This window comes from Burkholderia sp. PvR073 (assembly GCF_054055695.1).
This window is the reverse complement of record NZ_JBSRXO010000001.1, coordinates 455,446-466,291: the sequence shown is the minus strand read 5'-3', so window position 1 is coordinate 466,291 and position 10,846 is coordinate 455,446. Positions and strand designations below refer to the sequence as shown.

General features: G+C 68.1%; 11 protein-coding genes and 1 pseudogene. 6 read left to right on the top strand and 6 right to left on the bottom strand.

The window, feature by feature from the left end:
* Positions 1 to 36: 36 nt before the first annotated feature.
* The gene (locus tag ACVK00_RS02030) at positions 37 to 1,272 is read right to left on the bottom strand and encodes an MFS transporter (RefSeq protein WP_284893714.1); all 1,236 of its coding nucleotides are present in this window, start codon (positions 1,270 to 1,272) and stop codon (positions 37 to 39) included.
* A gap of 152 nt (positions 1,273 to 1,424) precedes the next feature.
* Between ACVK00_RS02030 and ACVK00_RS02025 the strand changes: the two genes are divergently transcribed.
* Complete coding sequence (locus tag ACVK00_RS02025) at positions 1,425 to 1,895, top strand: winged helix-turn-helix transcriptional regulator (protein WP_228909413.1); 471 nt, start codon at positions 1,425 to 1,427, stop codon at positions 1,893 to 1,895.
* A gap of 213 nt (positions 1,896 to 2,108) precedes the next feature.
* Here ACVK00_RS02025 and ACVK00_RS02020 read toward each other — a convergent pair.
* From ACVK00_RS02020 to ACVK00_RS02010, 3 genes and pseudogenes are all read right to left on the bottom strand, one after another.
* Positions 2,109 to 2,216: pseudogene (locus ACVK00_RS02020) on the bottom strand (glutathione S-transferase family protein); the annotation flags it as partial.
* A gap of 142 nt (positions 2,217 to 2,358) precedes the next feature.
* Positions 2,359 to 3,126, bottom strand: coding sequence for an AraC family transcriptional regulator (locus ACVK00_RS02015; protein WP_284893717.1), 768 nt, complete (start codon positions 3,124 to 3,126; stop codon positions 2,359 to 2,361).
* Positions 3,127 to 3,151: 25 nt separating this feature from the next.
* The gene (locus ACVK00_RS02010) at positions 3,152 to 3,493 is read right to left on the bottom strand and encodes an FKBP-type peptidyl-prolyl cis-trans isomerase (RefSeq protein ID WP_006754049.1); all 342 of its coding nucleotides are present in this window, start codon (positions 3,491 to 3,493) and stop codon (positions 3,152 to 3,154) included.
* A gap of 579 nt (positions 3,494 to 4,072) precedes the next feature.
* Here ACVK00_RS02010 and ACVK00_RS02005 point away from each other — a divergent pair.
* The 3 genes from ACVK00_RS02005 (at position 4,073) to ACVK00_RS01995 (ending at position 7,433) form a co-directional block, all read left to right on the top strand.
* A complete protein-coding gene (locus tag ACVK00_RS02005) occupies positions 4,073 to 4,990 on the top strand; it encodes a metal-dependent hydrolase (RefSeq protein WP_284893720.1) in 918 nt (305 codons plus the stop codon).
* Positions 4,991 to 5,426: 436 nt separating this feature from the next.
* A complete protein-coding gene (locus tag ACVK00_RS02000) occupies positions 5,427 to 6,899 on the top strand; it encodes a sigma-54 dependent transcriptional regulator (protein ID WP_284893723.1) in 1,473 nt (490 codons plus the stop codon).
* 60 nt (positions 6,900 to 6,959) lie between these two features.
* Complete coding sequence (locus tag ACVK00_RS01995; protein ID WP_284893725.1) at positions 6,960 to 7,433, top strand: hypothetical protein; 474 nt, start codon at positions 6,960 to 6,962, stop codon at positions 7,431 to 7,433.
* A gap of 455 nt (positions 7,434 to 7,888) precedes the next feature.
* On the opposite strand, the gene ACVK00_RS01990 is transcribed toward ACVK00_RS01995, so the two are convergent.
* Positions 7,889 to 8,671 carry an ABC transporter substrate-binding protein gene (locus ACVK00_RS01990; protein ID WP_166724182.1) on the bottom strand — a complete coding sequence of 261 codons (783 nt, stop codon included), beginning with the start codon at positions 8,669 to 8,671 and terminating at the stop codon, positions 7,889 to 7,891.
* A gap of 232 nt (positions 8,672 to 8,903) precedes the next feature.
* Between ACVK00_RS01990 and ACVK00_RS01985 the strand changes: the two genes are divergently transcribed.
* Positions 8,904 to 9,323 (top strand): MbcA/ParS/Xre antitoxin family protein, encoded by a 420-nt coding sequence (locus ACVK00_RS01985; protein WP_228909419.1) that lies wholly within the window; start codon positions 8,904 to 8,906, stop codon positions 9,321 to 9,323.
* Complete coding sequence (locus ACVK00_RS01980; protein ID WP_284893728.1) at positions 9,320 to 10,021, top strand: RES family NAD+ phosphorylase; 702 nt, start codon at positions 9,320 to 9,322, stop codon at positions 10,019 to 10,021. Before ACVK00_RS01985 ends, ACVK00_RS01980 begins: the two co-directional genes overlap by 4 nt.
* 61 nt (positions 10,022 to 10,082) lie before the next feature.
* Here the strand turns inward: ACVK00_RS01980 and ACVK00_RS01975 are convergent, their stop codons facing one another.
* Positions 10,083 to 10,808, bottom strand: a complete 726-nt coding sequence (locus tag ACVK00_RS01975; RefSeq protein WP_284893729.1) for a metallophosphoesterase — start codon at positions 10,806 to 10,808, stop codon at positions 10,083 to 10,085.
* Between the last annotated feature and the right edge of the window lie 38 nt (positions 10,809 to 10,846).

Here is a 10,846-nt window from a genome sequence, read left to right as displayed (position 1 = left end):
GACTCGCCGTGATTCGCACGCCGTTTTCGACAGGCTTCATGCACGCCGGAGCGTCACGGCCCAAACGGCGAGCGCGACGACGCTGACCGCCGCACCGAGCCCGCAGACGCCGATCCATCCGGCGTGCGCATACATCATCGTCGACGCAATCGCGCCGAGCCCACTCCCGACCGAATAGAACAGCATGTAGCAGCCGACGAGGCGGGCATGCGCGTCGGGCCGCGCGCCGAGGATCATGCTCTGGTTCACGACGTGGACGGCCTGCCCGCCGACGTCGAGCAGCACGATGCCGACGACCAGCAGCGCGATCGACGTGCCGCCGAACGCGAGCGGCAGCCACGAGAGCGCGAGCAGCGCCAGCGCGGCGCCGGTCGTCGCTTCGCCGAGCCCGCGATCCGCGAGCCGGCCCGCGCGCGCGGCGGCGGCCGCGCCCAGTGCGCCGACGAGCCCGAATGCGCCGATCTGCGTATGCGACATCGCATGCGGCGGCGCGCTCAACGGCAGGACGAGCGCGCTCCAGAAGATGCTGAACGCCGCGAACATCAGCAGCGCGATCGCCCCGCGCACGCGCAGCACGCGCTCGGTGCGCAGCAGCGTGGCCATCGACCCGAGCAGCGCCGCATAGCCGAGGCGTTCGCGCGGCGCATCGGCATCGGGCAACAGCCGCGCCAGCGCGACGAGCATCGCGATCGCGAGCGCGCCCGACACCAGATAAACCGCACGCCAGCCGGCGATGTCCGTGACGACACCCGCGAGCGAGCGCGATGCCAGCAGGCCGATCACGACGCCGCCCTGTGCCGCGCCGACCACGCGGCCGCGCTCGCCGGCACCCGCAAGCGCGGCCGAGCAGGCGATCAGCCCTTGCGTCATCGCGGTGCCGAGCAGCCCGACCGCGACCATGCCCGCGAGCAACGCGATGCGCGTCGACGATGCGGCCACGCCGATGCATGCCGCCGTCAGCAGCAGAAGCTGAACGGTGATCAGGCGCTTGCGGTTCAGCAGGTCGCCGAGCGGCACGACGAACAGCAGCGCGAGCGCGCAGCCGAGCTGCGTCGCGGTGATCACGCCGCCGACCGCCGCCTGCGATACGCCGAAGTCGCGGGCGATCGAATCGAGCAGCGGTTGCGCGTAGTACACGTTCGCGACGCTCGCGGCGCAGCAGACAGCCAGCAGCGCGACGCGCGCCGTGGATACGCGTGTGTCATCGGCCGGGCGAGCGGCACGCGATGCCGCATTCGACGCGACGGTTCCTGAACGACAAGACGATTCCATCGGTTGCCTCACGCAAGTAGTTGCAATTTGAAACTGGTATGAGTGTAGGAAAAGTAGTTTTAAAATGCAACTTCATGAGGCGGCGGGCGACGGGCCCGCGCACGGATGGCCGGCGGCCCGGGCGGGCGGCCGGCGCGACAGCGGAGAGCAATATGGCCAGGCAGAAAAGTCTTGCGGATTCGCCGTGCCCGGTGGCGCGGGCGACCGATATCGTCGGCGATCGCTGGGCGTTGCTGATCGTGCGCGACGCGTTCGACGGCGTGCGCCGGTTCGGCGATTTCCGCGCGAGCCTCGGCGTCGCGAGCAACATCCTGTCGGACCGGCTCAGGATGCTGGTGGAGGCCGGCGTGTTCGAAGTCGTGCCCGCGTCGGACGGCAGCGCGTATCAGGAATACGCGTTGACGAAGAAGGGCGAGGGGCTGTTTCCGGTGATCGTGATGCTGCGGCAGTGGGGCGAGGCGAACCTGTTCGCGCGCGGCGAGCCGCATTCGGTGCTGGTCGAGCGCAAGACGGGCCGCGCGATCCGCAAGCTCGCGCTGCGGCACGACGACGGCCGGCCGCTGAAGGCGGCGGAGACGGTCGTGCGAAAGGTGGGTGATGACGAGGGTGGGGCGCGGGGGTGAAGGCCGGCCGTACTGTTCAATCGACGGACGACGCCGCCTGACACGCGGCCGATACACCGCGATGCGCATCCGGCCTGACCAGCGTCGCGAGCAACCCCGCTGCGACGAGTAGCGCCGACCGACGCGAGCAGCAGCGTCAGCGGCGTCAATGCATCGATGAAATGCAGCGACCCGTAGCCGAACGCGGCGACGGTTCGTGCGGCCGCGAGCATCGGCATCGTCGGCGAGCCGCGCACGCAGCGCGGCGATGCGCGGGAACGCATCGCGCTCGAATACCGCGTGATAGTCGGCCCAGCGCGCGATCCCGGAGAAGTACGCGTCGTGCGCCCGAGGTTTCAGGAAGGCATGATGCGTCGATACGGTCGCCGGCTGAGATCCAATGCGATCGATTTACGCATGAAAAAAGGCGGCTTCGCACCACGCGACCGCGTTACGGCAGGCACGGATCGTCCGGCGGAATCGCTCAGTGCCGTTCGCCGCGCCAGCGCCCCGGCGCGACGCCGAAGCGCTTCGTGAACGCGTGCGTGAAGGTGCTCTGGTCGGCGAAGCCGACCATGCCTGCGATGTCGACGAGCGGATGGCGGCCGTCGGCGAGCAGCACGACGGCGGCGTCGAGCCGCAGCCGCTGCAGGTAACGATGCGGGGTTTCGCCGAACGCTTCGACGAACAATTGATGAAACCGGCGCATGCCGTAGCCGCAGTGTGCGGCGAGATCGGCGATGCGCAGCGGCTCCGCGAGCCGGGCGCGCAGCCAGCGGTCGATGCGCGCGAAATCGAGGCCCGCCGCAGGCGCGGCGAGGCCGGTGTCGCCGAGCAGCGCGTCGCACAGACGCGCGGCGGCCTGCCACTGGAAGCGATGCGCGTGCCGCGCGTCGCCGGCCGGCCCGTCGAGTTGCGCGGCGACCGCCGCGACCTGCGCGACGAGCGAGGTCAGCGCCGGGTCGATCGATACCGCACGCGCGCTGTCGAACAGCCGCTGCGGCACCGCGAGCGACGCGGCGGGCAGGTCGAGCACGAGCTGGCGATTGTCGCCGAGGCCCGCGTAATCATGGCGCGCGCCGGCCGGAATCAGCCAGGCCGCGTGCCGGTCGATGCGCTGGCCGACGCCGTCCACCGCCATCACCATCGCGCCGTCGACGCCGAGCACGACCTGGTGAAAGTCGTGCACGTCGGACGCTTCGCACGTGTCGTAACGGCGCAGCGCGATGGCGGGTGACGGGATGCGTTCCATCGGAGGGAGTCGGCCGGCGTCTTCGTCAGACGTCGAGCAGTTCGACTTCGAACACGAGCGTCGCGTTCGGCGGGATCACGCCGCCTGCGCCGCGCGGGCCGTAGGCGAGTTGCGGCGGGATCGTCAGGCGACGCACGCCGCCGACCTTCATGCCCTGCACGCCTTCGTCCCAGCCCTTGATGACCATGCCGCCGCCGAGCACGAACGCGAACGGGTCGTTGCGGTCCTTGCTCGAGTCGAATTTCTGACCGTCGGTCAGCCAGCCCGTGTAGTGGACGCTGACGGTCTGGCCGGCTTGCGCTTCCGCGCCGGTGCCTTCGGTCAGCTCTTCGATTTTGAGGCCCGATGCGGTCGTGGTGACAGACATGACTTCTCCTGAAAGGGGTTGGGTAAAACCGCTATTGTAGGCGAGCGCGCAGCGGGCCGCCCTGCATGGCGAAGGCCCGGCCGCGCGTCGATCGCGGCTCGCCGGCGGGTCGGCCGCGCATCTGGCGAGAAACGCGAATGGAACGCGCGTTTGAATTTTCCGCGAACCGGATCGCCGCGGTTGAACCGCGCGAACGGTGCGCGCGTATGAATCGGTGCGACCCGGCCGCTCGGCGTTGCGTCGAATACTGTCGCGCCGCTCCGCGAGACGCCCGTCGCATGGGGCTTTCAAGCCGATTACGGTTCGCGCATTGAGCGCCCGCCTGCCGGTCGCGCGCCGCTGGGTGCGTTCGAATCGCGGCACGCGCAAACGCCGTTCGAACGTCTTTTTTTCGCGCTGCCGAGCGCCCCCTGTTTGGAAGCGCGCGTCTACCGCGCGGCTTGCGCGCGGCGTCGCCCGGAGCCTATCTTTACAGTTATCGATGTCAAGATTTCAGCGTTGCGCGATGCGCCGCCGGGGCCCGCGCCGGCAAGGCCGCAACGGCTGCCGGGCCGCCCGAAAACAAGGAGAACCACGAACATGAAGTCAGCCGCTTCCGCCACCGCAGCCGAGGTGATGCCGGTGCGCCGCGACCTGCGCTTCGACCTGCCGGTCGAACGCGCGAAGGACTGGCACGGGCTCGGCCCGCACGTGACCCACTTCTTCAATGCGCTGTCGCTGCTGTTTCCGGCCGGCGAACGCTTTTTCATGGATTCGGTGCGCAACTATCGCGACCGGATCGACGATCCCGTGCTGAAGCGCCAGGTGCTCGGTTTCATCGGCCAGGAGGCGATGCATACGCGTGAGCACGTCGAATACAACGAGTTGATGCAGGCGAACCGGCTGCCCGCGCGCAAGCTCGACAAGCGCGTGTGGACGGTGCTCGGCTTCGCGAAGCGCGTGCTGCCGCATTCGGTGCAGCTCGCGCATACGGTGGCGGCGGAGCACTACACGGCGATGCTCGCGGACTGGATCCTGCGCGACCCGACGCGTCTTGCCGGCTCGGTCGAAGGCTACCGGCAGATGTGGGTATGGCATGCGCTGGAGGAAACCGAGCACAAGGCCGTGTCCTACGACGTGTGGAACGCCGTGATGAAACCGGGTCTGCGCCGCTACCTGATCCGCGTCGGCGTGTACCTGCTGACGACGCTGACGTTCTGGCCCACCGTGTTCCTGATCCATGTGACGCTGTTGTCGCGCGATCGCGACATCAGGCATCGCGTGCGCGGCATGCTGCGCATGATCGCATTCCTGTACGGGCCGCGCCGCGGGCTGTTTCCTCGCATCGCGGGGGAGTGGCTGAGCTTTTTGCGGCCCGGCTTCCATCCGTGGGACCAGGACAACCGCCATCACCTCCTACGCGTCGACGGGCTCGTCGCCGCGTACGGCGAACACGCTGACGCAGCGGCCGGCCGCGGCCGCGCCCACGCGCCCGCGCCGCTCGCATCGGGGCGCTGAATCGCCCGCCGCGCGATGCGGCGCGTGTTGCGTTCGTGCATCAACCCCGTTTAATTGACGATTGACCGGCATCAAGCGGAAACGATTGCGCGCGCGTGCGTCGGGACGGCCGACCAGCCACGTCGGCGCATGCGGCCGGTCCGATTCCGCATGCCCGGCATCGCATGCCGACCCGGCGCGCCAGCACCGGCGCGGTTTCGCGCGTTCGCCATCCGTGCGGCCTGCTTTCGCGCCCGCCGCGCCACCGGGAAAACACCCATCTAGCCGCGCGTCGGCGGCATCGATATACCGTTCATGAAAGGATTCGTTCGGCGCACGATTATTGCCCGGGGGGATTTTATTCGTACGGAAATACGGCCAATATGTCGGTTCGATCGAGGTCCTTCGTACGCGCAGTGAGCCGGCGCACGATACCAACGCCAAGCGGGGAATAACGATGGTTGCAAGGTCACCCGACGCAAACGGGACGGCGGCGCCCGAGATGCCGCTCGTATCCGTTACCGCCCCCGAGGCCGGACGCAAGCTATTCGTGATCATGCGTTCGCCGGATGAGCCGTTGCTGGCGCAACTGCGCGGGCTCGGCTGGGATATCTCGGTCGCGAAGACGGCCGGCGCCGCGCAGAACATGACATCCGGCGTGAACGTCGCCGCCGGGCTCGTCGATTTCTCGGGCTTCACGTCGCGCGACTATCCCGCGCTGAAGGCGTGCCTGAGCCAGGCGGCGATCGGCTGGATTTCCGTCGCGCAGGCCGGTGTCACGATCAGCCCTGCCGTGCGCGAACTGATCCGCAGCTACTGTTTCGATTACGTGACACTGCCGTTGCCGCACGAATGGATTTCGCACGTGCTCGGCCATGCACGCGGAATGGCCGCGCTCGATCGCGTCGACGGCGCGGCCTACGCGGCGTCGATCGGCGAGCACGGGATGATCGGCAACTGCGAAGCGATGCAACAGCTGTTCAGCACGATTCGCAAGGTCGCGAAAACCGACGCGAGCGTGTTCATCTCCGGCGAGTCGGGCACCGGCAAGGAACTGACGGCGCTCGCGATCCATGAGCGCTCGGCGCGCGGCAAGGGTCCGTTCGTCGCGATCAACTGCGGCGCGATTCCGCATCACCTGCTGCAGTCGGAACTGTTCGGCTACGAGCGCGGCGCATTCACCGGCGCGAACCAGCGGCGCGCGGGCCGGATCGAATCCGCGAACGGCGGCACGCTGTTTCTCGACGAAATCGGCGACATGCCGGTCGAAAGCCAGGCGAGCCTGCTGCGCTTCCTGCAGGAAGGGAAGATCGAGCGGCTCGGCGGGCAGGAATCGATTTCGGTCGATGTGCGGATCATCTCGGCGACGCACGTGGATCTCGACGGCGCGGTCGAAGCTGCACGCTTTCGCGCGGACCTCTATCACCGGCTCTGCGTGCTGCGCATTCACGAGCCGCCGCTGCGCGCGCGTGGCAAGGACATCGACATCCTCGCGCATTACGTGCTGCAGAAATACAAGGCCGACAGCGGCCGCAAGATCAGCGGCTTCACGTCGGCCGCGCTCGACGCGATGCGCCGCTACGAGTGGCCCGGCAACGTGCGCGAGCTGATCAACCGGGTGCGCCGCGCGATCGTGATGGCCGAGAGCCGGCTGCTGACGCCGAACGATCTCGGGCTCGAGACGCCGGGCGAAACGGAGCCCGTGACGCTCGAACAGGCGCGTTCGCTCGCCGAGCGCACCGCGATCGAGAACGCGCTGCTGCGCAACGATCACCGGATCAACAAGGCCGCCGCCGAACTCGGCATCTCGCGCGTGACGCTCTACCGGATGATGATCGAACACGGGCTGAACGACCACGACAACAACGGCGACAACGGCGGGAAGGACGGTTCGCCGCCCGGCGACGCCGACCACCAGCGCGTCGGCTGAACGGCGGCGGGGAAGCGTTCCCGGCCGGCCAGTGCGGGCGTCCGGCGGCATGTAAAGGGCGTGAAACGTTTCCTGTCGGCAGCCGCGCGCATAGACCCGGCAAATGCGGGCGGCGGCATGCCGAGCGCGCCGGGAAAACTTTCCGGATCGTCCGCGCGCCTTGTCCGGCAAGGCGCTGCCGCGGCGCAGCCGCGGCCGCCCGCGCGCGGCATGTTTCAGTTTCGCAACTTCCTGCGTGTCCCGCCCGATCCGGCCGCGGGCTTGTCCGACGAAAGCCTTGTGCAGCCGGCTTCATCCGAAGCTGGCCCGCTCCTTGCGCAGATCGAGGTGCGAGAGACGACGACGTGGCGTCCGGCCGGTTCGGCAGCGAACCCTGCAAGAGCCGGCAAGGACGCGGTCCACGGGGATGACCGGCGGGACGGGCAGCACTGCCTGGTTCCGACCGGCACGGGCCGTCGTCGTCGGATCGTCGGAGCACCGGCGGTGTCCGGTTGCCGGCACAAGCAACGGCTCGAATACGGGGTAGAAAAATGATGAACGATCGCCAAACGCCGCGGCCAGCAAGCCGCGAACGCAATGATTCGACCCATCGCGGGTCGTCCGCGCATCTTGCCGCCGGCCGGCATGCGTCGACAGGCCACCTCAGCGCGCCCGGTGCGAGGCGGATCCGGCTGATACCCGGTCATCCGCGCCGGGCCGGCACTTTTTTGCTGCCCAATCCGCTCCGCAAGGGCATGTGTACCCGGGCGCCGGTACCGCTGCGCCCGCTCTTCGCGTATTGACGTCGCACGCGAGCCATCGCCCGCGCAAGTCATCGGTTTGCAATCCGAATGAAGTGCGGCAGCAGGCGGTGAGGCATGGGGCGGTAAGACACGGTTGATGAAACCGGCGCGACGGCAAACGTCAGGGAGGCGTTACCGTCCGGCGGTTGGGGGAGGGCGGTTGGGCCGCGCGCGATGGGCATCGCACCCGTCGCGCGCGACGCCGCTTTAGCTGCCGTAGATATCGAAGTCGAAGTACTTTGACGCGAGCCGCTTGTAGGTGCCGTCCTTGACCATGTCGAGGATCGCGCGGTCGATCTTCGACTTCAGGTCCGTGTCTTCCTTGCGCAGCCCGATGCCGGCGCCGATGCCGAGCACCTTCTCGTCGATGAGTTCGGGCCCGACGAACTGGTAGCCCGCGCCGCGCGGCGACTTCAGGAACCCGATCGCGGCCTGCACCTCGTCCTGCAGCGCGGCGTCGAGGCGGCCCGACGTGAGGTCGGCATAGACGCCGTCCTGGTTCTGGTACGACACGACGTTCGCACCTTGCTTCGCCCAGTACGCCTTCGCATACGCTTCCTGCGTCGTGCCCTGCTCGACGCCGATCGACTTGCCCTTCAGCGATTCGGCCGTCGGCAGCAGCGGCGAGCCCTTCTTCACGACGAGCCGGGTCGGCTGGTTGTAGATCTTCGTCGTGAAGCCGATCTGCTCCGCGCGCTGCGGCGTGATGGACATCGACGACAGCACCGCGTCGAACTTCTTCGCCTTCAGCGCGGGGATCATGCCGTCGAAATCGTTCTCCAGCCACACGCACTTCGCCTTCAGCCGCGCGCAGATTTCGTTGCCGAGATCGATGTCGAAGCCGACGAGCTTGCCGTCGGGCGCCTTCGATTCGAACGGTGCGTAGCTGGCGTCGGTGCCGAAGCGCAGCGTGGTCCAGTCCTTCGCGACGGCGGGACCCGCCGATACCGCGAGCAGGGCGATCGAAACGGCGGCAATCAGTCTCTTCATAATGGTTCCTTGGCGTGGTCTATCCGGTTCTGGGCGACACGGTTGGTGCCGACACGCAGCGCGTTGCGATGCGCTGTCCGCACGGCCATTAACGCAAAAAATAAAATATTCGTCCAGAATGGACAAAAAAATATCGCCTTGTCGGGCGGCACGCCGATGTCGGGGGACGACCCTTGCAAAAATACGGAAATGGACTAATCTTGTTAGTGAATTCATTTCGAGACTAACGATCATGACACAGCCCGCCTTCGATCCGTATTCCGCCCCGCGGCAGACTTCGGTCGCGCAGATGTCGGCGGCCGGCCTGCGTGCGTTCTTCAACATCGCGCGCGACTGGGAGCTGACGATCGACGAACAGATCGTGCTGCTCGGGTCGCCCGGCCGTTCGACGTTCTTCAAGTGGAAGGCAGCGCCGGAATCGGCGCGCCTGCCGCGCGATACGCTCGAGCGGCTATCGCTGCTGCTCGGCATCTACAAGGCGCTGCAGATCCTGCTGCCGCAGCCGGCTGCGGCCGATACCTGGGTCAAGCGGCCCAACGACGCAGCGCCATTCGGCGGCAAGCGCGCGCTCGACCGGATGCTCGCCGGCAACGTCGGCGATCTGGTCGCCGTCCGGCAATATCTCGACGCGATGCGAGGTGGCTGGGCGTGACGATCCCGACCGAAGCGCAACACTGGCCCACGACCGTTGTCGACTGGGCGCCTGCCTATCGCGTGATTCCCACCCGTTTTCCAGCCATCAACCTGTTCGACCGCGTCGCGTCCGCGGAGGATTTCGACGCGCTCTATGCGCTCGAATCGCTGACCAACGACCGCATTCGCCACGAAGTCGGCACGCTCGAACTCGTGCCGCCGGCCGAGCGTCGCTACGGCCAGGGCTGGGGGCCGATCATGGCCGCGTTCACGCACCTGAATCCGCAGGGCAGCCGCTTTTCCGACGGCAGCTACGGCGTGTTCTACTGCGGACGGTCGCGTGATACGGCGATCGCCGAAACGCGCTATCACAGCGGGCTGTTCCTGGCCGCGACGAAGGAGCCGCCGATGCGCCAGCAGATGCGGCTCTACACGGTGTACGCGCAGGGCGAGGTCGCCGACGTGCGCACGTGGCCGCAGCGCAGCCCGGCGCTGCTCGATCCGCTCGATTACAGCGCGGGGCAGGCGTTCGGGCGCGCGGTGCGCCATGCGGGCGGCGCGGGGATCGTCTATCCGTCGGTGCGCGACCCGCGCGGCGAATGTCTCGCGGCGTTTCGCACGACGCTGCTGCGCGACTGTCACCACGCGGCGTATCTCGAATACAACTGGACCGGTTCCGCGATCGATGCAGTGTTCGAGTTGAACCAGGTGGGCTAGCGGGGGGGGGGAGGCTCGGGCGGGCAAACGCGTGCGCGTGGGCCCGCCAGGCGTTGCCGGCCTAGGGCAGCGGCAACTCGCCTGCGTGACGGGCGCGCGCGTCGGCCTGGGTGAGCGACCACATGCCGCCCGTGCGCGGTTCGACGATCGTCAGGCGTCCGGACGGCGCGAAAGCGCCGGTATCGATGAACCATTGCGCGCCGATGCGCTGCGGCGCGCGCACGGGCGTATGGCCGGTGCAGGTCAATGACAGGCCGGCCTGCAGGGCCGGGTCGGCGAGCCCCTGGACCAGGTCGCGCCCCCACATCAGCCGCTCGCGCACGTCGTGCGAATAGCTGCCGGTGTCGAGTTCGGCGTCCGGACCGAAGAATTCCGCATGCAGCACGTTGAAGCGCGCGGCGCCGTCGCCGATCACGCGCACGAGCGGCAGCGCGTCGACGCGCGCCGCATGCGCGTGCAGCCGTTCCGGCGGCAGATCGGCGCCCCAGTCGCCGCCGATCCCGCGCCATGCATCGGGCGAGAGCTTGCCGCGCGACACGAGGCTCAGCACTTCTTCGTGATTGCCGCGCACCACATGGCACCACGGGCGGTCGAGCAGCGTGAGCGCGGTTTCGGACGCGGGGCCGCGATCGACGAGATCGCCGACCGAGAACAGCCGGTCGCAAGCCGGATCGAAGCCGATATCGTGCAGCAGCGCGCGCAGCACATCCACGCAGCCATGCAGATCGCCGACGACGAAGTCGCGGCCGGCCGCGTTCGCGGGATGGTGGCAGAGGGCGGGTGTCATCCCGATATCTTAGGCGCTCACACCCATCGCAACGACAT

Excerpts from the sequence above, each read along its gene's own strand:
- ACVK00_RS02030 (WP_284893714.1), bottom strand. The coding sequence starts at position 1,272 with ATGGAATCGTCTTGTCGTTCAGGAACCGTCGCGTCGAATGCGGCATCG.
- ACVK00_RS02025 (WP_228909413.1), top strand. The coding sequence starts at position 1,425 with ATGGCCAGGCAGAAAAGTCTTGCGGATTCGCCGTGCCCGGTGGCGCGG.
- ACVK00_RS02015 (WP_284893717.1), bottom strand. The coding sequence starts at position 3,126 with ATGGAACGCATCCCGTCACCCGCCATCGCGCTGCGCCGTTACGACACG.
- ACVK00_RS02010 (WP_006754049.1), bottom strand. The coding sequence starts at position 3,493 with ATGTCTGTCACCACGACCGCATCGGGCCTCAAAATCGAAGAGCTGACC.
- ACVK00_RS02005 (WP_284893720.1), top strand. The coding sequence starts at position 4,073 with ATGAAGTCAGCCGCTTCCGCCACCGCAGCCGAGGTGATGCCGGTGCGC.
- ACVK00_RS02000 (WP_284893723.1), top strand. The coding sequence starts at position 5,427 with ATGGTTGCAAGGTCACCCGACGCAAACGGGACGGCGGCGCCCGAGATG.
- ACVK00_RS01990 (WP_166724182.1), bottom strand. The coding sequence starts at position 8,671 with ATGAAGAGACTGATTGCCGCCGTTTCGATCGCCCTGCTCGCGGTATCG.
- ACVK00_RS01985 (WP_228909419.1), top strand. The coding sequence starts at position 8,904 with ATGACACAGCCCGCCTTCGATCCGTATTCCGCCCCGCGGCAGACTTCG.
- ACVK00_RS01975 (WP_284893729.1), bottom strand. The coding sequence starts at position 10,808 with ATGACACCCGCCCTCTGCCACCATCCCGCGAACGCGGCCGGCCGCGAC.